Consider the following 26092-nt stretch of genomic DNA (forward strand, 5'->3'; position numbering starts at 1 on the left):
GATAGGTAAATCTGCTAAAACTAACAAAGTTTGATGATTTCTGGGAAATAACATACATGGTAGCTACATCCGTCAAGATTCAACACGAAGTAAAAGACTTGTCCCTAGCCCCTTTGGGCAAGCAACGCATCGAGTGGGCAGGGCGGGAAATGCCCGTTTTGCGTCAAATTCAAGAACGCTTTGCTAAAGAAAAGCCTTTTGCTGGGATTCGCTTGGCTGCTTGCTGCCACGTAACCACAGAAACCGCTCATTTGGCGATCGCCATCAAACTCGGCGGTGGCGACGCCGTACTGATCGCCAGCAACCCCTTGAGCACCCAAGATGACGTAGCCGCTTCCTTAGTTGAAGACTACGGCATTTCCGTCTACGCCCTCAAAGGAGAAGACGCCGCTACCTACGAACGTCACGTCTACACAGCCCTAGACCACCGTCCCAATATTATCATCGACGACGGCAGCGACGTGGTAGCAGCGCTGATCCAGCACCGCCCCAAGCAAATTGCTGACTTGATCGGCACCACCGAAGAAACCACCACCGGCATCGTGCGCCTGCGCGCTATGTTGAAAGACGGCGTGCTGACTTTCCCCGCGATGAACGTCAACGACGCGGATACGAAGCACTTCTTTGACAACCGCTACGGCACAGGTCAATCTACTCTAGATGGCATTATCCGCGCTACCAATATTTTGTTAGCTGGTAAAAATATTGTGGTTGCAGGTTACGGCTGGTGCGGCAAAGGCACGGCACAACGGGCTCGCGGCATGGGCGCCAACGTAATTGTCACCGAAATCGATCCGATTCGGGCGATCGAAGCAGTGATGGACGGTTTCCGCGTGATGCCAATGGACGAAGCAGCCACCGTCGGAGATATTTTCATCACCGTCACCGGCAACAAACACGTCATTCGTGCCGAACATTTCGACACCATGAAAGACGGCGCAATGGTTTGCAATTCCGGTCACTTCGACATCGAAATTGACCTCAAATCCCTCGGTGCAAAAAGCACTGGCGTGAAGACAGTACGTTCTTTCACTCAAGAATACCGTCTCAATAATGGCAAGTCGATTATTGTCTTGGGCGAAGGCCGTTTGATCAACTTGGCAGCCGCCGAAGGACACCCTAGCGCCGTGATGGATATGAGCTTTGCCAACCAAGCTTTGGCCGCCGAATATCTTGTCACAAACAAAGGCAAACTAGAGCCAGGTATTCACTCAATCCCTGTGGAAGTTGACAGAGAAATCGCGCGTCTCAAATTGGAAGCAATGGGTATTTACATTGATACCTTGACTCCCGATCAAATTGAGTACACCAACTCTTGGACTTCGGGCACTTAATCCTAGTATTCTCGTTCCCAGGCAGAGCCCAAGGCGTGACAACTTAACCCTTTAGTCTGCAAGTCCGTCCGCCAGGGGTTGAAACCCCTGGCTAATAGCTAAAGTCCTCTTGCATAGGACTAATAAGTTCTTTAGTCCTATGCAAGAGGACTTTAGCTTTGAGGCAGGGAATTCATTCCCTGCCGGAATGTCGGTTTTACGTTAAGTTGTCACCAATCAGCTCTGCCTGGAAATGAGATATTCTTCCTTCTGCCTTCTGCTGTACCTATTACCAATTCTTAAATCAAAATGGTTGAATGGATAACTAACACAATGCAGTCGATGGGCTATCTCGGCATTGCACTGTTGATGTTCTTAGAAAATTTGTTCCCGCCGATCCCCTCAGAATTGATTATGCCGCTGGCAGGATTCACCGCATCGAAGGGCGATATGGACTTAACCCTGGCGATCGCAGCAGGGACAATCGGCACCATTCTCGGAGCACTTCCCTGGTACTATGCCGGCAAATTATTGAGCGAAGAACGCTTGAGAAATTTAGCAGACAAATATGGCAAATGGATTACAGTATCCGGTGCAGATATTGACAAATCAAATAGATGGTTTAACAGACACGGCAACAAAGCCGTATTTTTGTGTCGCCTCGTACCGGGAGTTCGCACTCTGATTTCCCTGCCCGCCGGCATCAACAATATGGCTTTAATCCCGTTTTTAGTCTACTCAACAATCGGCACAATTTTGTGGGTGAGTTTCCTCACTTTTGCCGGATATAAATTAGGTGAAAATTATGCACTTGTAGATGATTACCTCGCTCCCGTTTCCAAAATAGTTGCCGTGACTATTGTCATCGGCTTTATTTTGTGGGTTGTGAAAAAGAATATGCAGAAGGAAAAATATCGCAAATAAAGACATCATCAAAAGAATCTGCGTTTATCTGCGTTCATCTGCTTTGCTGTGCGGTAAAAAATAAAGTCATCCAAATTTTTGGCAATTATTTAGAAAAATTTGAGGTTTAGACAGATAATCGTGGCAAAATAAGGAGAATTGCTATCCGCACTGTTAAGATATGTACGAAAAGATTGTAGCCCCCACAACTGGTTCTAAAATTACATTCAAAGACGGTTCGCCGATCGTCCCCAACGACCCAATTATCCCCTTCATACGCGGTGACGGTACGGGCGTAGACCTCTGGCCAGCATCCCAGAAAGTCATGGATACTGCCGTAGAAAAGGCTTACGGAGGCCAGCGGAAAATCAACTGGTTCAAGATTTACGTAGGCGACGAAGCCTGCGATGTCTACGGTACTTACCAGTATTTACCCCAAGATTCCCTAGACGCCATCAAAGAATACGGCGTCGCCATCAAAGGCCCGCTGACAACCCCAGTAGGTGGCGGAATTCGATCGCTCAACGTAGCATTGCGCCAAATATTTGACCTCTACGCCTGCGTGCGGCCCTGCAAATATTACGATGGCACCCCATCGCTGCACAAAACTCCCGAACTGCTAGATGTAATTATTTACCGGGAAAATACAGAAGATATTTACCTGGGAATTGAATGGAAACAAGGCAGTGAAATCGGTAACAAACTCATTGAATACCTCAACAATGAGTTAATTCCTGCAACGCCAGAACACGGCAAAAAACAAATACGCCTCGATTCTGCGATCGGCATTAAACCAATTAGCAAAAGCGGTTCTCAGCGCTTAGTACGGCGGGCAATTACCCACGCTTTGCGGTTGCCAAAAGACAAGCAGCAAGTAACCTTGGTGCACAAAGGCAACATCATGAAATACACCGAAGGAGGCTTCCGAGATTGGGGTTACGAGTTGGCAACCACGGAATTTCGCGCGCAGTGCGTGACAGAAAGAGAATCTTGGATTCTGGGCAACAAAGAACACAATCCCGAGATTAGCTTAGAAGACAATGCCCGCCAAATCGATCCGGGCTACGACGCTTTGACACCCGAAAAACAAGCCGTAATTTGTAAAGAAGTTGCCGATGTTCTGTCGGCAATTTGGGAAAGTCACGGTAGCGGGCAGTGGCAGGAAAAAATCATGGTCAATGACCGAATTGCTGACAGTATATTCCAACAAATTCAAACTCGACCAGCCGAATATTCGATTTTGGCAACGATGAATTTAAACGGCGATTATTTGTCCGATGCTGCCGCAGCCATTGTCGGCGGATTGGGCATGGGCCCCGGTGCGAATATTGGTGATGAATGTGCAGTTTTTGAGGCGACTCACGGCACTGCACCGAAACACGCCGGTCTCGATCGAGTTAATCCCGGTTCCCTGATTTTGTCGGGGGTAATGATGTTAGAATATATGGGATGGCAGGAAGCGGCAGATTTGATTAAGAAGGGTTTGGGCGCTGCAATTTCTAATGGTGAAGTTACCTACGATTTGGCAAGGTTGATGGAGCCTCCGGTGCCGGAACTCAAGTGTTCGGAGTTTGCTGAGGCGATTATTAAGCACTTTGCTGATTGAGTTTGAGGGATTTTTGAACCGCAGATGAACGCAGATAAACGCCGATAAGATTGGTAATATGTTTGTGTATTTGCGGTTCAAAAAATTGCTATTTTTGTATAGATGGAACAGCCATACCGCGCTCAACGGCGGGACGTTTCTGCAAGGTTTCTACCCAACGTTTGAGGTGGGGATGGTTGTCGAGGGTTAATCCTTGAAATTCGTAAATAGCAACCCACGGATAAGTCGCCATATCGGCGATCGAATATTCGCCGCAAATGTATTCGTATTTTGCTAGTTGATTGTCTAATACTCCGTAAAGCCGCAGGGTTTCTTTTTCGTAGCGTTGAATTGCATAGGGAATTTGTTCGGGTGCAAAGCGTTTGAAGTGGTTTAGTTGACCGAACATGGGCCCGACGCTGGCCATTTGAAACATCAGCCACTCCATGACTTGAAAGTATTTGTGTTTGTCTGTGGGCAGAAATTGACCACTTTTTTCGGCAAGATAGATCAGGATGGCGCCTGACTCGAAGACTGTGATGCCGTTATCGCGATCGACTATAGCGGGTATTTTGCTGTTGGGGTTGATGGCGATGAATTCCGGGCTAAATTGGTCGTTTTTGCTGATGTCTATGACGTGCACGTTGTAGGGTAAACCTATTTCTTCGAGCATGATCGAGACTTTGCGGCCGTTGGGTGTGGTAAAAGTGTAGAGGTCGATCATAGTTGACAGTTGATAGTTGACAGTTGACAGTTGACACGAAGGAAGAAGGAAGAAGATCGATGTGAAGAAGGAAGAAGGAAGAGTTGACAGTTGACCTAGGGACAGTTGACAATCAAAATCTTCAATTCCCAATCCCCAATCCAAAATCCAAAATCCAAAATCTAAAATCGTTTGACAGTTGACAGTTGACAGTTGACAGTTGATAGTTGAGGGCAAGGTTTTTAAGACGGGAATTTATACCCTGTTCTAAAAACTTGCGGAATCCTGCGATGCCGGATGGGAAACCCTATTTTTTGGTATGATTATATTATAGTGATTTAAGGCGTATGATTAATAATAATGAATATTCTGGAAATTCTCAAAGATGACTACCGCAGATTTCCTGAAAATCAGACTTACAACATTTATGCAAAAGATGTTTATTTTGAAGATCCAGTGAATCGATTTACTGGAGTCGATCGCTACCGAAAAATGATCGGGTTTATGGGAACTTTTTTTCAACAGATTAAACTAGACTTGCACGATATTTCTCAGTCGGGAGATACTATAGACACTCGCTGGACTCTGAGTTGGATTGCGCCGTTACCTTGGAAACCGAAAATGGCAATTAGCGGTAGGAGCGAACTGAAGGTTAACAGCGACGGTTTAATCGTTTCCCACGTCGATTACTGGAACTGTTCGCGGCTAGACGTGCTCAAACAACTGGTATTTGCGATCGACAAATAACCGCTTTTCAGTAGTTTTTCACGACTGATTACGGCTGAGATTGGAGGACTGAAGTCCTCACTACAAACTTTACGACTCTGAGCGATCGGGGTTTTTAACGGAGATTCAAGCTTTGAACTAAGTTTTTTGCTTGAAAACCGCGTTTTGGGCGATCGGGCTATTGACGTTAGCCGATCTTTGTGTTACAAGTATACTACATGATAACTCAAGTTAAATATATTTAAACAAAAATGCCCTACGAAAAATTAGAAATATCCACCCCAAAACCCGTATTATCCTGGGCAAATCACGCCCTGGGCGACAAAGAAACCAAGATTGCCGCCAATGTAGCATCTTTGCCATTTGTATTCAAACACGTCGCCCTAATGCCCGACGTACATTTAGGAAAAGGAGCTTTAGTCGGCTCAGTAATTGCCACAAAAGAAGCAATTATTCCGGCTGCTGTGGGCGTGGATATTGGTTGCGGAATCATGGCCGTAAAAATGCCATTTAACGCCAAGAAATTAGAAGGAAAACTCAAACAAATTCGCCTCGATATCGAAGCAGGAATTCCCGTCGGATTTGCGGAAAACAAAGAAGTCGAAAAAACTGTTACTAACTGGCAAAGATGGGGAGATTTCAAGGAACTGCATCAAGGAGTGCAGCGCCAAGATAATAAAGCTTTAAAACAGTTAGGTTCCCTCGGCGGTGGCAATCATTTTATTGAGGTTTGCGTTGATACGGAAAACTCGGTTTGGCTGATGCTGCACTCTGGTTCGCGCGGTATCGGCAATCTGCTAGCCCAACACCACATCGACACTGCCAAAGACTTAGCTAAACTCGCAGAAATTAGTTTGGCTGACAAAGATTTAGCTTATTTTGTAGCGGGTACGCCGGAGTTTGCTGCTTATTGGCACGATTTGCAGTGGGCGCAGGATTATGCGAGTTTTAATCGCGATATCATGATGAATCGGTTTAAGAAAATTGTGGAAAAGCATCTCGCCGGTGGCAAAGTTACCAAGCCGCTGTTACAGGTGAATTGCCACCACAATTATGCGGAAAAAGAGGTGCATTTTGGGGAAGATGTGTATGTGACTCGCAAGGGTGCTGTGCGCGCGCAAGTTGACGATTTGGGGATTATTCCGGGTTCGATGGGGGCGAAGTCTTTTATTGTTAAAGGTAAGGGAAATGTTGAAAGTTACTGTAGTTGCAGTCACGGTGCTGGACGCTTGATGTCTCGTACTAAGGCGAAGAATGTATATACTCTCGATGATTTGATCGAGCAAACAAAGGGTGTTGAGTGCCGCAAGGATGAGGAGATTATTGATGAAATTCCGGGGGCTTATAAGTCGATTGATGAGGTGATGAGTCAGCAGTCGGATTTGGTGGAGGTTGTGGCGACTCTGAAGCAGGTGGTTTGCGTGAAGGGATGATATGATGTGCGATGGATTACCATAACAAAAACAGTTCGTAGTGTGGACTTTAGTCCGCTCTTTTTGCGGACTTTAGTCCACACTACAAAAACGGTTCGTAGTGTGGACTTTAGTCCGCTCTTTTTGCGGACTNCTTTAGTCCACACTACAAAAACGGTTCGTAGTGTGGACTTTAGTCCGCTCTTTTTGCGGACTTTAGTCCACACTACAAAAACGGTTCGTAGTGTGGACTAAAGTCCGCTCTTTTTGCGGACTTTAGTCCACACTACGAACTTATTTTATCGCGGTCAATCGACCGGACAGGATAGGAGAGGGAGAATTTGGTGCGATCGCCCGATCGAATTTCTGATGGTACACTTAGAAGTAGGAGTCGATATAAATTAAGGCTTAAGGAAAACTGTCATGCTAAATATTGAATATCTTACCAACCAAGACGGCGAGGCGATCGGAGTAGTGATTCCGATTGATTTATGGCGACAACTGTTACCTAACGGAGAAGCTTCAGAGGAGAATCTGGCGGAAGCAGTAGAAGATTATTGCCTGAACAAAGCGATGAATGAAGCTGTGAATACCACCTTGCTAGGTAGAGCCGAAGCATTAGCTTATCTTGAGGAGTAATTATCTTGGAAGTTCAAGGTTTTATGTAACATTTGCAATCTTGATTATTTGAGAAATTTGTCTGTTTAGATTCGGCTGCGTAAGCGAGGGCCGCTTCGACTTGAGTTTTGGTAAGTTCGTATTCTTGCATCACATCTTCCTTTCCCATGCCTCCTGCAAGCGATCCTATCACTATAGATACAGGCACGCGAGTTCCAGTGATGACAGGTACACCATGATGGATCTTAGGATCTACGCTAATGTGTGGTGCGATCGACCTATTTGCCTCTGATAGTAGTTGATTCTTCTTTATCGCACCAGGGGATCTCGGCTTCTTAACTCCCCGTTTACTCCCAATATGTCTCCCAATCATTTTTAAACGCTTGTTGCAGTTTTTTCATGTAAGCCATAGTTTTAATCTTGACCATCCAGATACTGTTAGCCTTATCCTTTCCTTTACAAACAACTCCTTCGGCTACACCGTATTTTCCTTGACGCACTTCATCAATAAATTTGCCTGTCAACTTTCCGCGATACACAACTCTAGCAATGTTTACTAAACTGAAATCTCGAACGAATTGCTCGGGTTCGACCATACCTCGATCGCCCTGCACGTCTAAAAGCACCAAATTTTTGGGCTCATCCTGTTTGTGCATTCCTGCAAAGGAATTAGCGCCAAAAAACTCTGTGAATACCGCGATTTCAGGGCTGTGATATTCTGGGTTCGCCTTAAATACAACTTCTAGAGATTTCGCGAAGTCTCTGGCAAAAATCTGCGGCGCTTCCTCCAAACCCGGATGTGCTGCGTTAAATTCTGCAATTCCCCGATCGTCTAAATCAAATCTGTCGCGACGTGTTCCAAACGCATACCACCCAAGTTGCTGTTCCCAAACCCAATGCAGGTTAGTGCCATCGTACTTTTCAAAGGCTATGCACTTATCTAATGGAGCGTTTTTGCTGTCGGGAATTTTGGGATAGGCAAGTTGGATTCTTGTCACTTTTTTGACTTGCTTTTGATGCTGAATTTAAGAGCGTAGTTTATATTGTCTTCGGTTAGTTAACTGCGATCGAGGTTTTTGTAGTGAGGAATGCGAGTCTTTGGATTTATGCGGACTGAAGTCCTCACTACAAACCTATTTTTTGGTTGTTGAACCGGGGATCGTAATTTTCTGAACCTTTTTCTTAACAAGCCATTTGCTGCCACTCTCTTTCTAGCAAGCGCAGCAGTGTTTCATCGCCTTTGGCTGCGGCTACTTGTTTCCTGCGATCGAGAATACTGCAAATATGCGCCCGGTGAACTTGCGCCACATCCGCAGCAGTTGGCGAAGTTTCCACCGCCGCGCCAGGTGCGCTAGCTGCTGCGACATCCTGCTGGACTTGAAAATCTCGCTTTGTGGTAGAGTTTACGCCCCCATATTTTTTGGGGACGGGAACGTGTCTGGGATACCGATAGTTCCAGTCTTGACCCCGATATTTGCCCGCGACTTCCCCTTCGATCATCTCGACTGTGGGAATGTCGTACTCGTAGTTAGCACCGCGATAACTCAGTTGCATATTTTTCAATCCTTATACAGATATAAAAAAGGGAAATTTTGTCTGATGTACTTTTTTTCCTAAAACTTTTTAAGTTTCTGTATTCAATTATACTGTTTTTTACACAATTTAGCTACTGTTTACAAAAATTAATATTTTGAGGGTGAAAAGGCAGGAAAAAACCCGCCGCAGCGGGTTTAATCGAGCTTTGACTAATTCGATCGTACTCAAAGCGAAACCGATCGAGATCCGAAGAACTACCCGACTGTCACTTGATCGGTTTGCACGCCTGTGGCGCCCTCTTCAGCAGAGGCAATGGCCACCAACTTGTCAAGAATTTCCTGACTGGGAACTTGACCTTTGAGAACAACCGTGCCGCTGAGCTGAGCCACCCAAACAGTCTCGATATCAGCAACTTCAGAATCGCCGTCAAAAGCCAAAGCCACCCGCTTCGCCAGGCCGCTTTCGTCAAAATTTCCGTCTGGGCCGACTTTAGCAGGAGCAATCGATTGCGCTTCGGCTGCTTGCTGTACTACTTCTGCCATCGGTTGAGCCTGCTCTTCAGGCTTTTCGAGTCCAAACAGTCTTTTAAACCAACCCATAGAAGTTGAGTCTCCAGAAAATACACTTTTTCCAAGATAGCTCTAGAATTCCAAAAGACTCCTAATTGTTGCAAAACTAAGCGAAAATTCTCAAAATGTTTTTCCGCTAGACTTGCAAAATATAAAATCTCTACTGGTATCCCGATGTTGATGTTGCTCTTTTATGTAGGGGACGATCGCTATGCCTTGGATAGCAGGCGCGTAGTCGAAGTAGTTCCCACTGTCACCTTGAAAAAACTTCACAGCGCGCCGGAATACATTTCCGGTTTGTTTAACTACCGAGGGCATCTCGTCCCGGTCATTGATTTGTGCCAAATGCTACAGGGCACGGCTGCCCGCGCTTACTTGAGCACGCGCATTGTGTTAGTCAATTGCCAGTTTCCCGATACTTCTGAGGGGAACGGCGACAGTTTGCGCGGCCCGGTAATTTTAGGGCTGATGGCGGAAAGGGTGACAGAAACTCTCGACAAACCAGAAACCGAATTTGTTAGTCCCGGGATTAAGATTGACAGCACTCCCTATTTGGGAGAAATGATTGCAGACGATCGCGGTATGATTCAATTTGTTAGGGTAGAACATCTGCTGCCTGAATCCCAAAAAACTTATCTGCTTCCCCAGCAGGAAGACTGAGATTTAGTCATTAGTCATTAGTCATTAGTCATTGGTCATTGGTCATTGGTTATTGGTTATTAGTTATCAATACTTCGGACAGTTTTTCAACGACCCTGTAAGCATTAGGGAGGAAGCCCTGGCATTTTTAATAAGTTTTTGAAACTCAGGGCGCTTACTTAGAGATTGAAAAAATAGTCAGACCTATAGCCATCAACGGTTTGAGATACTCGATTAGAGCTAAAACTGTCCGAAGTATTGGGTTATTGGTTATTCGTTATTCGTTATTCGTTATTGAATAGCAACTGCCAACTGTCAACGGTCAACTGTCAACTGCCAACTGCCAACTGTCAACGGTCAACTGTCAACTGTCAACTGTCAACTGAATGAACGCAAATCTACGAGCTAAAATCAATGACACAAGTAGCAATTGAAGCTCTACTCAGACAAAAAATTGGTTTAGATGCCCTCACTATTGGCTCTAATACAATTACTAGAGCCGTCAACCGTCGGATGGCAGATTGCGGTTTAACGGATATCGGTATTTACTTGACAAAATTGCAAACATCCCCTCCAGAATTGGAAGAATTAATCGAAAGTGTAGTGATACCGGAAACTTGGTTTTTTCGCGATCGCGAACCTTTTGTTTTTTTGAGCCGCTACGCCCTTGCGGAATGGTTGCCCAAAAATCCCGGCAAAACCCTGCGCGTGTTGAGCCTTCCTTGTTCGACGGGGGAGGAACCTTACTCGATCGCGATCGCTCTACTAGACGCTGGTTTAAATCCGATCGACTTCAGCATCGATGCGGCAGATATCAGCAAAGTTGCTCTCAAAAAAGCCGATCGCGCAGTTTACGGCAGAAACTCTTTCCGCGATAAAAACTTAGACTTTCGCGATCGCTATTTTACTGCGCTGCCGGGAGACCTTTATCAGTTGAACGACTCAGTGAGAAGGAAAGTTAATTTTATTCAGGGGAACATTCTAGACAGCTATTTTTTAGTCGGCCAACTTCCTTACGATGCAATTTTTTGTCGTAACGTGTTAATTTACTTTGATAAAGCAGGCAGAAATCAGACAATTCAACTTTTAAACCGCTTGTTGAAAAAAACAGGGATATTGTTTTTAGGTCACTCGGAAAGCGGGCAGAAACTGCCTCCTCAATTTGTCTCTGTGCGTCATTCCCTAGCATTTGCTTACCGCAAAACAGATATTTCGGACAGCCCGCAAGTGCAGGTTCAAAAACAACCGACTAATATTAATTATTCGCGGATGGTTGGGGAGTTTAAACACGCGGAAAATAGGGAAAATATTCGCAGCGATAAGTTGCCAAGTATTAACAGTAAATCCTCTACTTCCCCTCAAAAATATCCGAGAGAGAATGAGAATTCGGGGATTTTGCCAATTCGGGCGATCGCCCCGCCACCAGATCCTGCTAAGTCTGCGAGTGCCGATTTAGACGCAGCGCGCCGTTTGGCCGATCGCGGACAATTGCAGGAAGCTGCCAAAATGTGCGAAACTTACCTCAGTCAAAATCCCACGAATGCTGACGCTTACGTTTTATTGGGCCAAGTTTACCAAGCAACGGGCGATCGCCAACAAGCCGAGCAATCTTTCCAAAAAGCAACTTACCTCAAGCCGGATCACTATGAAGGACTAATTCACCTAGCTTTGCTCAAAGAAGAGCGAGGAGATCGTGTCGGTGCTGCGATCGTCCGCCGGCGCATTCAGAGAATGGAAAAATAGCCTAATAAGTAATAACTGAGAATCGAAGCATGAACAATATTTTTAAGCATATGACTTTGCAAAGACGCATGATCGCTGCGTTTGTGTTCATGGGGGCGATCGTCCTGGTGGTGGCTTTAGTTGGTGCCAGCGGTAATTTTCGGCTGTCCGGACACCTGGTGTCCCTCGCCAACAATGCTTATCCGAGCACCGTGGCCTTGTGGAAAATCAACGAAGGACAAACACAGGTACAGTCTTCCGATCGAATGCTGCTCAACGAAGCAATCAATCCTGACCAAAGACGCCGAGAAATCGCGAGAATAAATAATGCTTGGACTCAAATAGATCGAGGTTTTAAAGAATACGAAAAAATCCCCCGCGACGACAGCGAAGACAAACTTTATCAAGAATTCAAACCGCTGTGGCAAAGGTGGACTGATGCTCACAAACAATTCCAACAACTAAATACAGAATATGAAAAATTTGGCATTTTCAACCCAAGACAAATCCAAATTAATTTGCTTCAAAATGGCAAAACTAAATCACCTGAACTAGCAACTGCAGCTTCAGCAGTTGAGGTGCTTAACAGAATGAACGAACAAGCTTTGAATGTGAAAGTAACTACATTTCAAGCTGCGACTGATGCAATGCTGGAACTCCTCAACTACAATCGCAAATTAGCAGCAGATTCGGCCTCATCTGCCGCCGAAGATATCACTCAAACTCGGTTCTGGGTGATTTTAGGCACGCTGCTGGGCCCTTTAACCGCTGTACTGTTTGGACTGTACTTTAGCAATACGATCGCCAAACCGTTAGGGGCTAAAATTGCCGGAGTTGTGGATGTAGCAGAGAAAATGTCGATCGGCGATTTGACTTCAGAAGTTCATGTCAGCGACACCAAAGACGAAATCAGCAAATTGCAAAACTCCTTCCGCAGCATGAATCGCGGTTTAGCCGCATTAATCAAGCAAGTCCAAACATCGGGAATTCAAATCACTTCATCAGCCACCCAAATAGCAGCTTCTGGGAAACAATTAGAAGCCACAGTCAACCAACAAGCAGCCTCCACCAACGAAGTTGTAGCTACTGCAAAAGAAATCGCAGCCACCAGCGGTAAACTCGTAAAAACTATGGATGAAGTTTCCCATATGGCAGAATCAACCGCCCGGGAAGCTGGTACCGGTCAAAAAGAGTTAGTTCGCATGGAAAATACCATGAAACTGTTGGGAAACTCTACCAACTCTATCTCTAACAAACTCGGAATAATTAGCGAAAAAGCTAACAATATCAACAGCATTGTTACCACAATTACTAAAGTAGCAGACCAAACTAATTTACTTTCCTTAAATGCTGCGATCGAAGCCGAAAAAGCCGGAGAATACGGCATGGGTTTTGCCGTCGTCGCCCGCGAAATTCGCCGCCTAGCCGACCAAACAGCCGTTGCCACATTAGATATTGAAAGCATGGTAAAAGAGATGCAGTCAGCCGTTTCTACTGGGGTGATGGAAATGGATAAATTCTCCCATGAAGTCAGCCGGGGGATGGAAGATATTCGCAACATCGGCGTGCAATTAGCCCAGATTATTGAGCAAGTACAATCTCTCACTCCCCGCTTCGATTCGGTAAATCGAGGTATGGAAGCTCAATCAGAAGGCGCTCAGCAAATTAGCGAAACGATGGCGCAGTTGGCCGAAACTTCTCTGCAAACTGCTGATGCTTTGCGGGAAATCAATAGTGCGATCGCCCAGTTGAACGAAGCAGCCCAAGGAATGCGGCACGAAATTTCGCGATTCAAAGTCAGTTGACAGTTACTCGTACCCCTGCGTGACAAAGAATGCAACTATCAACAATTTATCAACCCCGATAATCGTCTGTATAGAACAATCTAAAATCTAAAATCTAAAATTGTATCAGTTATTGCTAGGACGCCAAGGAGATGTAAATTAAGTGCATAAGAAATCAACTATCAAACAAATTTTGTGGCAGGGATTGGGGACAATTTTTATGTTAATAATTATAGCGAATCTTGTGGCACTGCACACTAAAAATACTTTAGTTAAGTCTTTAGATAACGTTACTTTAAGCTATAAACTGTTGCAAGAATTGGCACAGTTGGATATGCTGTTGGTGGAAGCTGAAACTGGCCAGCGCGGTTATCTGTACACGGGAAAAGAGATTTTTTTAGACCCGTACAATGAAGCAAATGCGAGCATTAACGTGCAACTAGCCGAGTTGAGAGAGAAGATGAGAAATCCCGCACAACAAGAAAAACTCGGCCAATTGCAAACCCTGATTAAAGAAAGAATCGATTATTTAGAAAAAACTATTCAACTCCAAAAATCTGGTCGAGAACAGGAGGTAAAAAAAATAGTAAGCGCTGGAACAGGACTAGAAATTATGGCGAAGCTGAGGGGGAAAATTACAGAAATAAAGGAAAGTGAAAATCGATTCTTGGATGAAAAAAAGAAATTAGCCCGGGAAGCTGAGATTTTTTCAACTTACTTTGCTCTTTCCAGCACTTTGATGATTGTGGGAGTGGGTGCGTTAATTTCTTGGGTAATTATCCGGAACATCGCCCAATCTTTGGGAATAGCAGTAAAAGTAGCAGAAGAGGTATCGGCTGGCAATTTAACTGCCAATATTTCAGCAACTTATCCGGGGGAAGTCGGCCAACTGCTCGCCGGATTCCAAAGCATGACTGAAAGCCTAAATTCCTTAATCGGGCAAGTGCAAAATTCCGGGATTCAAGTGACTGCTTCCTCTAAGGAAATTGCCGCCTCTGGTAAGGAATTAGAAGCGACTGTTACCGAACAAGCAGCTTCGATTAGAGATGTGGAAGCTACTACAAAAGAGATTGCTGCTATTTCTCGGCAACTGAAGAAAACAATGGAGGAAATCACTTCTACATTCCAAACTACCACAATCGCGGCAGAGGGCGGGCGGCGGAATTTAAGCCAGATGGAAAATACCATGCGGGATTTAGCAACTGCCACGACTTCTATTTCTAGCCAACTTACCAATATCAGCGAAAAAGCTAACAATATTAACCGAATTATTATTACGATAACTAAAGTTTCCGACCAAACTAATTTACTTTCTTTGAATGCTGCGATCGAAGCAGAAAAAGCGGGAAAATATGGTATGGGTTTTGCTGTCGTCGCCCGAGAAATTCGGCGTTTAGCCGATCAAACTGCTGTTGCTACTTTGGATATTGAAAAAATGGTTAAAGAAATGCAGGCAGCAGTTTCTACTGGGGTGACGGAAATGAATAATTTTACTGAAGAAGTAAATGATAGCGTTGAGGATGTGGAAAGTGTGAGCTGGCAACTGACTGAAATTATCGAGCAGGTGCAAGCTATCACTCCGCGTTTTGAAGTTGTAAACCAGAGTATGGAGGCTCAATCGGAAGGCGCTCAGCAAATTAGCGAGGTGATGGTGTATCTGAGTCAAACCTCGTCGCAAACGGCGGGGGCTTTGCGCGAAATTAACGGTGCTATCTCTCAATTAAATGACGCCTCTCAAAATCTGCGTCAAGAAATTTCTCGGTTTAAAGTAAGCAGTAAGGAAGCAAAAAATGTTTAAAAATATCAGTTTCAAAAAGCGGCTGAATGCAGCATTTATCTTTCTAGCGGTGATTGTTTTAGCTGTGGCTTCTATCGGTTGGAGCGGCACTTCTCGACTCGGCGGACATATTGATACGCTAGCTAATAATTCCCTGCCGAGCATTAGTGGATTATGGAAAATTAATGAAGGACAAACGCAAATTGAGTCGTCGGAACGGGCTTTGCTGGATCTGGAACTCAGCCCAGAGGAAAGGAGAACTGAATTGACGAGAATTCAGAAAGCTTGGGAGCAGATTGCTGACGGTTTCAAAGAGTATGAAACCACATCCAGAACGGCGGATGAAGATAAGGTATACAAAGAATTGCAGGCTAAATGGGATATCTGGAAGAAAAATCACGAAGCTTTTTTAGATTTAAATAAAAAATTTGAGAGTTTGGGAATTCTCAACCCGTTTAAAAGGCAGATCGAACTGATTAGCCAAGGGAATACTAAGTCGCCCGATATCGAGGCTGCTAGAAGGGCTGGGGCGCTTTACAATCAATTGAGCGATCGCGCCAAAGCGAATCGGCCCTCGTTTCAAGCAGCTACTAACTTAATCTTGGAAGATATAAAAATTAATGAAACTACGGGACAACTAGCTAAACAGCAGTCAAAAAACGATATTACTCAAACCACGTTCTGGGTAATTTTGGGCATGATTCTCGGGCCGCTAACGGCGGGACTGTTTGGACTGTTTCTCACGAGCGCGGTTTCCCAAACTCTGGAAAATCAAATAGATCTGTCGGGCCTCAGAATTAGCGGTTCTACTAACCAAATTGCCTCCTCCGGGAAGGAATTGGAAGCGACGATGAACGAACAAGTGGCTTCGACTAATGAGGTAGTAGCTACTGCTAAAGAAATTGCGGCTACTGCTATGCAACTTGTGAGGACAATGGATGAAGTTTCCCAGATGTCGCACCAAGCTGCTCAATCTGCCGGCGGGGGTAAACAAGAAATTGGTCGCATGGAATCCACGATGAATAAATTAGCAGATTCTACCAGTGCCATCTCGGGTAAATTGGGCGTGATTAGCGAAAAAGCTAATAATATTAACAGTATTATTACGACGATTACGAAGGTGGCGGATCAAACTAATTTGCTTTCGCTCAACGCGGCTATTGAAGCGGAGAAAGCGGGAGAGTACGGGTTGGGTTTTGCTGTTGTTGCTCGGGAAATTCGCCGACTGGCGGATCAAACGGCGGTGGCTACTTTGGATATTGAAAATATGGTTAAAGAAATGCAGTCTGCTGTGGGTGTTGGTGTGATGGAAATGGATAAGTTTACTAATGAGGTGCGCCGGGGGGTGGAAGATGTGCAAACTATTAGTTTGCAGTTGGAGTCGATTATTCAGCGGGTGGAAGCTTTGACTCCGCGTTTTGAGGAGGTGAATGAGGGGATGGATGCACAGTCTCAGGGTGCTCAGCAAATTAGCGAGGCTATGGTGCAGTTGAGTGAGGCTTCTTCGCAAACTGCGTCGGCGCTGCGGGATATCAATGGGGCGATCGGGCAAGTGAACGATGCTACACTCGGTTTGCGTCACGAAATGCTAGCGTTTTTAAAGTAAATAGGGAGTCGGCGGATCTAGTCGGTTTTTTAGCTAGTCAGACGGGAATCCCCACACGCTTGTCGCTTCGATTAGTGTGGGATGAAAGGCGCGTGAACCGAGGATTCCACATCTTCATGTCCTCGTCAGCATAGCGGGCGAGCAATGAAGGTGTGGATGACGAGATCAACAAATCTTTATCTGCTAGCATCATTACTCGACACAATTATTAAATTACTACTTGACTTTATCTAGTATTTTCTGGTATTTTTATTACCAGAAAATGCGTAAAGGTCGTAGCGCAATGAAAGTAACGTATCAGTATCAGTTCTATCCCGACACCAATCAAAAATTAACCCTCAACCATTGGTTGAGAATTTGTCGCTATTGGTACAACAGACAGCTAGGCGATCGATTTGATTGGTGGGAAAGAAACCGCACTGCTATAAATGCTTGTCCATTGGTTGCTAGCATCTCTGCGCCTCGCGAAAAGCCCAACTACTACTCTCAAAAGCAACAATTGCCCGCCCTCAAAAAAGACCTAGTAAAAGTCTTCCACAGTGGTGAGCTATTGGACTTCAAGCAGGTAGATTCAACTATCCTGCAAGATGTTTCTAGACGAGTAGATAAAGCCTTTGAACGGTTTATAGTAGGGGATAGTAAAGGCGGTCGATCGGGTAAACCCCGATTCAAGACTGAAGCTGATTACCGGACGATGACTTTTTCTACGGCTAACAGCGATTGGATTAAGTTGGTTCGCAAGAATTGGTTTTATATCCGATTGCCGAAGTTGGGCGTCATAAAAGTTCGGAGGCACCGCCCAATCCCCGATGGATTTACCGTCAAGCAAATTAGTGTAACTAGAAAGGCTGATGGTTGGTTCGCCCAGATAATGCTTGAAGACGCTTCAGTACCCCAGTTTATTTCTGACAAAGTTACCCCAAACTGGGATAACTCAATTGGGTTAGATGCGGTGCTGCATGAAGATGTCTATTTAGCAACGTCATCGGGCGAAAAGTTGCCTTCATTGAAACCGCTTCGCAAAAACCAAGCTAAGTTAGACCGCATTTCAAAAAAGCGGAATAAGCGGAAGCGTGGCTGTAGCGCCCGACGGAAATTAGCAAAAAAAGAAGCGAGACAGCACCAAAAAATAGCGCGTTCTCGCCAAGACTTCCACTATAAAACAGCTCACAAACTTGTCAGGTCTGGAGCTAAATTCTTTTTTCACGAAGATTTGAACTTAAAAGGCTTAACGAAGCGGAATAAAGTTAAGCAAGACGATGAGGGTAACTACCTCCCAAACGGTCAATCAGCCAAATCAGGACTAAACAAGTCTTGGCTGGATGCTGCGTTTGGTCAATTTTTCAAGACGCTGGAATACATAGCCGAAAAAGCTGGATCAGCCGTCGTTCCGCAAAAACCTGCTTATACCTCAATGCTTCTGTGCTATCGGAATGAAATCGTTTTCACCGATTGCGGTATGCGAAGCTATTGGGACGAGCAACATTCTTTAATGGTCGATCGCGATATCAACGCTTCGATTAATTTGAAGAAATTGGGGTTGGACATTTTCCCCAAAATAAAACGCCGTAGTGGGAATCTTTCTGTAGTAGGAACTATAGATGACAGTACCGCGAAGGAAATTTTGGATACCCTTCATCGGGCTGCAAAGATGCCCACGTCATAGCACCACGAGGCTTGACGTGGGAGTATGTCACAAGAATAACAGGTGTAGCGAGGCTCAGTCTAAAATCTATTTTTTTGTACAATAGTTATTGTAGGGTGCGGTCGAGGGCTGAATGTGACGATCGCAAAACTAAACATTTCCCCCCGCTGGCCACCCTACGGTTAGTTAGATCGACTGGTGCGTGATACACGCCTTACGGTTAGTTAGATCGACTGGTGCGCGGTGCACACCCTACAAACTAAAATCTAAAATCTAAAATCTAAAATCTAAAATCGAATGACTGATGATTGCTGGAATCGGATCGGAGTTGGGGGCGATCGCACTTGTCCCCAATTAAAGACATTTATTCACTGCCGCAACTGCCCTGTCTATTCCGACGCGGGCCGCAGTTTGCTGGAACAGGAATTGCCGGCAGGGTATCTGGAAGAGTGGACTAATTTATTGCGATCGAGTCAAGGAGTAACTAACGCTGTCACGGCTGCGGGTACTATATCTGTAGGTATTTTTAGGCTTAGCGGCGAATGGTTGGCTTTACCGGCCCAACTGTTTAAGGAAGTGACGCAGATTTCTGTTATCCACACTTTGCCTCACCGCAGCAATAATATACTTATCGGTTTGGTGAATATTCGCGGCGAAATCCAGTTGTGCATTTCGCTAAAAGCTCTTTTGGGATTGGAAGCGGCAGATGCTAGCCGACAAAATATTAGTCCTGTTGTTTACGAGAGGATGGTAGTTGTTGAGAGAGAAGGCAGCCGCTGGGTGTTTGGGGTGGATGAAATTTACGGCATTCACCGCATTCTTCCGGAACAAATCAGAAATGTTCCGGCTACTGTTTCTAAGGTGCCAGAAACTTATACTAAAGGGATTATAAATTGGCAGGGGCAAAGTGTTTGTTATCTGGATGATGATTTGCTGTTTTATACGTTGAATAAGAAGATTATCTAATCAATTGGGCATAGGGTATAGGGCATAGGGCATAGGAATTATTCATCTCTCTCTTATCTTCCTTTGCGTCAGACGCGCCTTCGCGGTCTAATCATTACGATGCCACTGGAATTAATCTAATTTACACAATCTGTTGCCGAATTTATCTTTTATTTAGGATTAATAAAAAATGAGCAATCAAGATATGAGCAATTTCTCCATGATGGATTTATTTCGCATGGAGGCGGACACCCAAGTAGCAGTATTAAATGAGAACATTTTGGTATTGGAAAATAACCCAAATTCTCCTGCTGAATTGGAATCTTTGATGCGGGCGGCTCACTCGCTCAAGGGCGCGGCGCGGATTGTGGGATTGGATGCTGCTGTGCAAATCGCTCACGTGATGGAGGATTGCTTTGTGGCGGCGCAGGCTGGATCGATCGCCCTAGATGCACCTGATAAGATTGATGTGATGCTGCGGGCGATCGACCTTTTGGCCCAAATCAGCCAGATTCCGGAAACTGAAATCGCAAATTGGCTTCCGGTTAACCGATCGCAAGTTGAAACCTTAGAAACTGCCATCTTAGCAATTATCAATAACGAACAATTAGATTTTGGCAGCCCAGATGAACCAGAAACAATAGAACAAGAGACCATTGTTGAAACAGAAAGTCTGCCGGAATGGGAGCCGCAATTACCTGTTGATTTTACCGCAGCAATAACAGACAATGTACAATTAAATTCTGATATTACTCATGAAATATTGCCAGAGTTTCCGCCGATTGAAAGTCGAGAAACTCGTCTGCTGAAAACTGATTTATCGATGTTAGCTTTATTTGCCGGAGAAGTAGAAACCCAATCAATACTATTAAACCAAACTTTACTATCGCTCAAAAATAACCCCAATGAATATTTAGACTTAGACTCCCTTGTCAAATCCGCTCATTTAATTAAAGGTGCTGGCAGAATAGTTCAGTTCCATGAAGTTGTTAAACTTGCGAAGGCGATAGAAGATACATTTGTGGCACTTCAGAAACACAAAGCTAGCTTAAATGCCAGTCAAATTGACACCCTGCTCGCTGGAGTAAATTTTCTGGTAAATATACAGGAGATTCCGGTGCTGGCAATCGAAGCTTGGCTGGCACAAAGAGAGGGAGAAATAGATAAAATAGTCGGAGATATAAGTATTATTTGTGAAACTGTCCCACCTCAAAAATCTGCAATAACAGCCGCTGTTTCTTCTGAACAACCTCCGCAAGAAAGGATTTCCCAAAAAACGCCGACACCACAACCAAAGCCTCAAAATAATGCTTCCGAACCCACAAAGAATAGCGGTCAAATTTCCTCCGCTGCCAATTCTACAGCAGTAGCTGTAGAGCAAAGACCGACTAAAATTGTTAGCGCAAAACCTGCAACTTCAAATCTCAGGGAAAATGCTCAAAAGCCTAAAACCGCTGACCGCGTAGTGCGAGTAAATGCGGAAAACTTAAACCGGATTATGGGTTTGGCGGGCGAATCTTTAGTAGAAGCAAAATGGCTGCAACCGTTTGCTGATTCATTATTAAAACTGAGAACCAACCAAGGACAACTGTATAATTTGTTGGAAAAGTTGCAGGAATCTTTAAGCGATTCTGTTCTGGATCAGCGTTCGGAAGATTATCTCAGCAGTGCTCGCAAAAAAGCTAATGATTGCCGCCATATTTTGTCCGATCGCCTCAACGAACTCGAACTGTTTGCCCGCCGTTCTGCCAACTTGTCCGATCGCTTGTACCGAGAAGTTATTGCCAGCAATATGCGACCGTTTGCTGACGGCGTTTCAGCTTTTGGGCGAATGCTGAGAGATTTAGCCCGACAGTTGGGGAAGCAAGTAAAATTTGAAGTTATTGGCAAATCTACTCAGGTAGATCGAGATATTTTAGAAAAATTAGAAGCACCGCTAACGCACATTTTGCGTAACGCTCTCGACCACGGTATTGAACTCCCAGACGCGCGTTTGGCTGCGGGAAAATCTGCCGAAGGTACGATCCGGCTGGAAGCTGCACATCGGGGCGGGATGCTATCAATTACTGTCTCGGATGATGGAAAAGGAATAGAACCGGAAAAACTCCGCCAAAAAATTGTCACGAAAGGTATGGTAAGTGCGGAAATGGCTGCGAAATTGACTGAACCGGAATTGATGGATTTTCTATTTTTGCCGGGTTTTTCTACTGCTAGTCAAGTGACGGAAATTTCTGGCCGCGGTGTTGGTTTGGATATTGTGCAAAGTATGGTGCAGGAGGTTGGCGGCATTCTCCGGGCGACATCTCTGCCGGAAAAAGGTATGAGTTTTCATTTGCAGTTGCCGCTAACTCTGTCGGTAATTCGGACGCTGTTGGTGGAAATTTCGGGGGAACCTTATGCTTTTCCGCTGACTCGGATCGATCGCATTGTGATGGTTGAGTCTGCTGATATTGCGATCGCCGAAAACCGACAGTATTTTACTCTCGACAACCAAAACATTGGTTTGGTGACAGCTTATCAAGTGTTGGAGTTACCAGCGCCACCTGAGAAGTTGGATTTGCTGCCGGTGATCATTGTCAGCGATCGATCTAACAGTTACGGTTTAGCTGTGGATAAGTTTCTGGGGGAACGCGATTTAGTTGTCAGGCCTTTAGATCCGCGTTTGGGTAAGGTAGCGGATATCAGCGCCGCTGCTTTTATGGAAGACGGTGCGCCGGTGCTGATTGTCGATGTTGAAGATTTGGTGCGATCGACTGATAAACTGCTGACTGAATCTCGGTTGCAGAAAGTCAGTCAAACTGCACAAACTGCTGAATCAACAACTCGCAAGCGCGTTTTGGTAGTGGATGATTCGATTACTGTTCGAGAAGTAGAGCGAAAACTGTTAGAAAATCAAGGATATGAGGTTGAAATAGCTGTTAATGGTATGGATGGTTGGAATGCTCTGCGTACCGGGCAGTTTGATTTGGTAATTAGCGATGTTGATATGCCGCGCATGACGGGGATCGAGCTGGTCAGTCAAATTAAAAATCATTCGGCGCTAAAGTCGATTCCGGTAATTATTGTTTCTTACAAAGACCGCGAGCAAGATAGAATCAGAGGATTGGAAGTGGGAGCGGATTATTATTTAACTAAAAGCAGTTTTCACGACGATACGCTGTTAAATGCGGTGGTTGATTTAATCGGTGAGGCTTAAAAAAATCTAGGATTAAGTTTTTTAATTAAAAAATAAAAATGCTATCAATTCCGGCGCTGCCGGAATGACAAGCGAGGAGACGGCAGTGCCGTTTCCCTACCTCGATTTATTGTAGGGACACGGCATCTTGAGTGTCCTGATTTCGGGTAATATTAATTCTGATGCAACCGGAATTGATATGAGACCAAAATGTGCTATTAAATAGTTAGCTGTATCAGTCATGTTTTAAATAAAGTTCCGAAGCCTAAGAAACTGGATCGGCGGACTTCGACAACTACCCGCAACTGAAAATTAATTAACTATGAGCAATTTCAACATGAAAATAGCGATCGTCAACGACACGTTGATTGCTGCTGAAGCTTTGCGCCGAGTTTTGGTGACGGTACCGGAGTATGAAATTATTTGGATAGCGGCGGATGGGGCCGAAGCTGTGTCCAAGTGCGCCCGCAATACCCCGGATTTGATTTTGATGGATTTGATCATGCCGGTGATGGATGGCGTTGAGGCGACGCGCCTGATTATGAAGCAATCTCCCTGCGCGATTCTGTTGGTGACATCTTCGGTAACAGGTAATGCCAGCAGGGTTTTTGAAGCTATGGGATATGGAGCTTTGGATGCTATTAATACGCCGATTTTGGGGTTGATGGGCAATTCCCAAAGCGGCGGTGTGGAATTGTTAAAAACTATTTCTAAGGTTGCTAGATTGATTGGTAAAACTAACTCGACTTCTATATTTCAGAATGCAACTCCCAAATGCCTGACTCCGCCGCTGCTGGCGATCGGCTCTTCGACTGGCGGGCCCCAAGCTTTGGCAACTCTGCTATCGGCTTTACCGGGAAATTTGTCTGCGGCTGTGGCGATCGTCCAACACGTAGATGCTGAGTTTGCTCCGGGTTTGGCAGATTGGCTGAGTCAAAAAAGTAAGTTGGCGGTGAGTGTGGCAGTTGCCGATCGACCTTTGGAAGTCGGTAAGGTGGTTATTGCTGCTACTAACGACCACTTAGTATTACAATCAAACTTAACACTTAAGTATACGAAGGAACCTTTAGACTATCCTTACCGCCCTTCAGTAGACACTTTTTTTGATAGTGTCGCTCAATACTGGCCGGGCAAAGGGGTGGCAGTGCTGTTAACCGGCATGGGCAAAGACGGCGCTAAAGGACTCAAAGTTTTGCGATCGGCCCGCTGGCACACGATCGCCCAAGACCGCGCTACGTCAGTAGTTTACGGGATGCCGAAAGCTGCTGCTGATTTGAATGCGGCTGTGCAGGTTTTGCCGATCGAGGCGATCGCCCCAGCCTGCATGAAATATCTCGTCTAGAGAAAATACTAGAGATGTTTGGGCCATAAAGCTTAAGCTGTTGAGCACAATGGCCGATGGCGTGCCAGACTCTCACTGATGATAATCTATCTATGGGGTGATGTTTTGGGAAGTCGATCGCGCTTTTATCTTGCAGTAGTCCGTAATTTCGCGGAATGCTGCGGTTACCGGGCACCTGCTAGCAAGCAGCAGTCGGCTGACCCAACAATTAGCGATCGTAGCCCTTGCAATCAATGTCAAGCGTGCTAGGCTGTGTAAAGATTTTGCAAAAATCAGCGGATAAAACTTTACCAACCTGGTATTATCACCTGGTAAGCGTACTTAAATAATACCGGGTCGCTATTGACACTTAGAAAATATTTAAGTAAAAGTTTCGATCCTCTCCAGACAATGGCCGTTGCCCGATCTAGTTATGAACTTAACTCACTCTCAGGCTATTGAATTCGATCGCGGTTGTGCAGTAAATCAACCAGAAAGCCAAATATTCAACCGCAACGTGGTAACGTTGAAGTTTGAGGATAGGGGAAACAATGGGAAAAACCCAGTTACCGCCAGAGATAGCGCCATTCTCAGTAACCTCAAATTGGAGAGAAGCCGTCACTCGATTGACTTAAATTTACCTTTAAATTCAGAAATAGAAAAATCATCCAGCTTGACCGAATACAGTGTGACAGTTTTACTGATTGACGATCAGGAAATGATCGGCGAAGCGGTGCGCCGAATGCTTGCTAATGAAAAAGATATTAAATTTTATTACTGTAACGATCCAGCTCAAGCAATTAAGAAAGCATTAGAGGTGAAGCCAACAGTCATCCTCCAAGATTTAGTAATGCCAGAAATAGATGGATTGCAGTTGCTGCGCTTTTTTCGAGCCAATTCGCTGACGCGAGACATTCCGATGATCGTGCTCTCCAGTAAAGAAGAAGCGGAACTAAAAGCGCAAGCATTTTCCTTGGGTGCTAACGATTATTTAGTAAAACTGCCCAATCCAGTCGAACTCATTGCTAGAATCCGCTATCACTCCAAAGCTTATATGCACCTGCTGGAAAGGAATCTCGCCTATCAAACCATGCAGGATTATTTACAAAAATTAGAGATAGAACAAAAAAAATCCCAGGAGTTGCTGTTAAATATATTGCCAGAGGCGATCGCCGAAAGATTAAAAAAAGAACAAGGTGTAATCGCCGACGAATTCGCAGCAGTTAGCGTAATGTTCGCGGATATTGTTGGCTTCACCCAGTTGTCGGCATCAATATCGCCTAAAAAATTAGTACATTTACTCAACGATATATTTTCCAAGTTCGACGATCTCGCCGAACAACACGGTTTAGAAAAAATTAAGACAATTGGCGACTCTTATATGGTAGTGGCGGGGCTGCCAAATCCGAGAGCAGATCACGGAGATGCGATCGCGGAAATGGCCATAGATATGCAAGAAGCCATAGTTCAATATAGAGAAGAGTTCGGCCTCACTATTAGCATCCGCATCGGCATTCATTCGGGCCCAGTGGTAGCCGGAATCATCGGGACGAAAAAGTTTATTTACGATTTGTGGGGCGATACGGTAAATACCGCTTCCCGCATGGAATCTCACGGTATCCCGGACGGAATTCAGATTACGGAAGCAACTTATTCACTCATAGAAGACAAGTATGAGTTTGAAAAACGCGGTTTGATCAGTGTTAAAGGTAAGGGCCAAATGGCAGCTTATTTGTTGAAAGGAAGATTGGAAGTTGATTTTTAATTGAATACGCTTGGGATCGGATAAGACGGCGGTTGAAACCGCGCCTATACAAACGATGTCCGGATGGTGCGCGGACTAAGAGAGGATAACGTATTTTAGCCGGGTTTTCAACCCGCGCACCATCCGGGTTTTGCCTGTATAGACGCGGTTTCAACCGCCGAACGTAATTTTCACTGTCTGTTCTTCAACCCGCGCACCATCCGGGTTTTGGCTGTATAGACGCGGTTTCAACCGCCGTCCGATCTTGTGACCCACATTCCGCAGATGTGGGTCGGTTTTTTTATCAGTTGTGAAAACTTGGAATCCAAACGCTTTTGGGCTGAAATTATGCAGTATTAGCGTCACAGA

Annotated in this window: 23 protein-coding genes; 17 read left to right on the plus strand and 6 right to left on the minus strand. The window is 45.0% G+C overall.

Annotated elements, in window-relative coordinates:
* Positions 1-56 precede the first annotated feature (56 nt).
* The 3 genes from ahcY (at position 57) to JGK39_RS22885 (ending at position 3822) form a co-directional block, all read left to right on the plus strand.
* Complete coding sequence (gene ahcY, locus JGK39_RS22875; RefSeq protein WP_293258023.1) at positions 57-1334, plus strand: adenosylhomocysteinase; 1278 nt, start codon at positions 57-59, stop codon at positions 1332-1334.
* A 288-nt stretch (positions 1335-1622) separates the two neighbouring features.
* Positions 1623-2237, plus strand: coding sequence for a DedA family protein (locus tag JGK39_RS22880; protein WP_293183920.1), 615 nt, complete (start codon positions 1623-1625; stop codon positions 2235-2237).
* 160 nt (positions 2238-2397) lie between these two features.
* Positions 2398-3822, plus strand: a complete 1425-nt coding sequence (locus JGK39_RS22885) for an NADP-dependent isocitrate dehydrogenase (protein WP_293258025.1) — start codon at positions 2398-2400, stop codon at positions 3820-3822.
* An 88-nt stretch (positions 3823-3910) separates the two neighbouring features.
* Here JGK39_RS22885 and JGK39_RS22890 read toward each other — a convergent pair whose 3' ends face one another.
* Positions 3911-4741 (minus strand): glutathione S-transferase N-terminal domain-containing protein, encoded by an 831-nt coding sequence (locus JGK39_RS22890; RefSeq protein WP_293258027.1) that lies wholly within the window; start codon positions 4739-4741, stop codon positions 3911-3913.
* 123 nt (positions 4742-4864) lie between these two features.
* Here JGK39_RS22890 and JGK39_RS22895 point away from each other — a divergent pair, with 123 nt between their 5' ends.
* From JGK39_RS22895 to JGK39_RS22905, 3 genes are all read left to right on the plus strand, one after another.
* Positions 4865-5251 (plus strand): DUF2358 domain-containing protein, encoded by a 387-nt coding sequence (locus tag JGK39_RS22895; RefSeq protein WP_293258029.1) that lies wholly within the window; start codon positions 4865-4867, stop codon positions 5249-5251.
* Positions 5252-5481: 230 nt separating this feature from the next.
* The gene (locus tag JGK39_RS22900) at positions 5482-6663 is read left to right on the plus strand and encodes an RtcB family protein (RefSeq protein ID WP_293258031.1); all 1182 of its coding nucleotides are present in this window, start codon (positions 5482-5484) and stop codon (positions 6661-6663) included.
* A gap of 402 nt (positions 6664-7065) precedes the next feature.
* On the plus strand, positions 7066-7281 hold the full coding sequence (locus tag JGK39_RS22905) for a hypothetical protein (protein WP_293258035.1): 216 nt from the start codon (positions 7066-7068) through the stop codon (positions 7279-7281).
* A 13-nt stretch (positions 7282-7294) separates the two neighbouring features.
* Here the strand turns inward: JGK39_RS22905 and JGK39_RS22910 are convergent, their stop codons facing one another.
* The 4 genes from JGK39_RS22910 to JGK39_RS22925 all read right to left on the minus strand — a co-directional run bounded on the left by JGK39_RS22910 (position 7295) and on the right by JGK39_RS22925 (position 9395).
* A complete protein-coding gene (locus JGK39_RS22910; protein ID WP_293258037.1) occupies positions 7295-7633 on the minus strand; it encodes a DUF433 domain-containing protein in 339 nt (112 codons plus the stop codon).
* The gene (locus JGK39_RS22915) at positions 7608-8258 is read right to left on the minus strand and encodes an RNA ligase family protein (RefSeq protein WP_293258039.1); all 651 of its coding nucleotides are present in this window, start codon (positions 8256-8258) and stop codon (positions 7608-7610) included. Before JGK39_RS22915 ends, JGK39_RS22910 begins: the two co-directional genes overlap by 26 nt.
* 184 nt (positions 8259-8442) lie before the next feature.
* Positions 8443-8814 (minus strand): DUF4278 domain-containing protein, encoded by a 372-nt coding sequence (locus JGK39_RS22920; RefSeq protein WP_293297452.1) that lies wholly within the window; start codon positions 8812-8814, stop codon positions 8443-8445.
* 236 nt (positions 8815-9050) lie between these two features.
* Positions 9051-9395 carry a BON domain-containing protein gene (locus JGK39_RS22925; RefSeq protein WP_293258043.1) on the minus strand — a complete coding sequence of 115 codons (345 nt, stop codon included), beginning with the start codon at positions 9393-9395 and terminating at the stop codon, positions 9051-9053.
* A gap of 150 nt (positions 9396-9545) precedes the next feature.
* Between JGK39_RS22925 and JGK39_RS22930 the strand changes: the two genes are divergently transcribed.
* The 11 genes from JGK39_RS22930 (at position 9546) to JGK39_RS22980 (ending at position 25744) form a co-directional block, all read left to right on the plus strand.
* Positions 9546-10025, plus strand: a complete 480-nt coding sequence (locus tag JGK39_RS22930; RefSeq protein ID WP_293258045.1) for a chemotaxis protein CheW — start codon at positions 9546-9548, stop codon at positions 10023-10025.
* Positions 10026-10418: 393 nt separating this feature from the next.
* Positions 10419-11747: a protein-glutamate O-methyltransferase CheR gene (locus JGK39_RS22935; protein WP_293258047.1), complete on the plus strand. Its 1329-nt coding sequence runs from the start codon at positions 10419-10421 to the stop codon at positions 11745-11747.
* Between the two features lie 29 nt (positions 11748-11776).
* Positions 11777-13531, plus strand: a complete 1755-nt coding sequence (locus JGK39_RS22940; RefSeq protein WP_293258049.1) for a methyl-accepting chemotaxis protein — start codon at positions 11777-11779, stop codon at positions 13529-13531.
* Positions 13532-13730: 199 nt separating this feature from the next.
* Entirely contained in the window at positions 13731-15308 is a 1578-nt protein-coding gene (locus tag JGK39_RS22945) for a CHASE3 domain-containing protein (protein ID WP_293258051.1), read from the plus strand.
* The gene (locus JGK39_RS22950) at positions 15301-16893 is read left to right on the plus strand and encodes a methyl-accepting chemotaxis protein (RefSeq protein ID WP_293258053.1); all 1593 of its coding nucleotides are present in this window, start codon (positions 15301-15303) and stop codon (positions 16891-16893) included. Before JGK39_RS22945 ends, JGK39_RS22950 begins: the two co-directional genes overlap by 8 nt.
* Positions 16894-17176: 283 nt before the next feature.
* Positions 17177-18559 (plus strand): transposase, encoded by a 1383-nt coding sequence (locus tag JGK39_RS22955; protein WP_293258055.1) that lies wholly within the window; start codon positions 17177-17179, stop codon positions 18557-18559.
* Between the two features lie 276 nt (positions 18560-18835).
* Positions 18836-19504 carry a chemotaxis protein CheW gene (locus JGK39_RS22960; RefSeq protein WP_293258057.1) on the plus strand — a complete coding sequence of 223 codons (669 nt, stop codon included), beginning with the start codon at positions 18836-18838 and terminating at the stop codon, positions 19502-19504.
* A gap of 169 nt (positions 19505-19673) precedes the next feature.
* The gene (locus JGK39_RS22965; RefSeq protein ID WP_293258059.1) at positions 19674-22679 is read left to right on the plus strand and encodes a hybrid sensor histidine kinase/response regulator; all 3006 of its coding nucleotides are present in this window, start codon (positions 19674-19676) and stop codon (positions 22677-22679) included.
* Positions 22680-22980: 301 nt separating this feature from the next.
* Positions 22981-24000 carry a chemotaxis response regulator protein-glutamate methylesterase gene (locus JGK39_RS22970; RefSeq protein ID WP_293258061.1) on the plus strand — a complete coding sequence of 340 codons (1020 nt, stop codon included), beginning with the start codon at positions 22981-22983 and terminating at the stop codon, positions 23998-24000.
* A 78-nt stretch (positions 24001-24078) separates the two neighbouring features.
* Complete coding sequence (locus JGK39_RS22975; RefSeq protein WP_293297456.1) at positions 24079-24249, plus strand: hypothetical protein; 171 nt, start codon at positions 24079-24081, stop codon at positions 24247-24249.
* A 163-nt stretch (positions 24250-24412) separates the two neighbouring features.
* Positions 24413-25744 (plus strand): adenylate/guanylate cyclase domain-containing protein, encoded by a 1332-nt coding sequence (locus JGK39_RS22980; protein WP_293258063.1) that lies wholly within the window; start codon positions 24413-24415, stop codon positions 25742-25744.
* A 150-nt stretch (positions 25745-25894) separates the two neighbouring features.
* On the opposite strand, the gene JGK39_RS22985 is transcribed toward JGK39_RS22980, so the two are convergent.
* On the minus strand, positions 25895-26092 hold a 198-nt coding region (locus JGK39_RS22985), incomplete at its 5' end, for a hypothetical protein (protein WP_293258065.1).

It is taken from the genome of Microcoleus sp. PH2017_12_PCY_D_A, assembly GCF_020738565.1.
In the GTDB taxonomy this organism is placed as follows: Bacteria; Cyanobacteriota; Cyanobacteriia; order Cyanobacteriales; family Microcoleaceae; genus Microcoleus.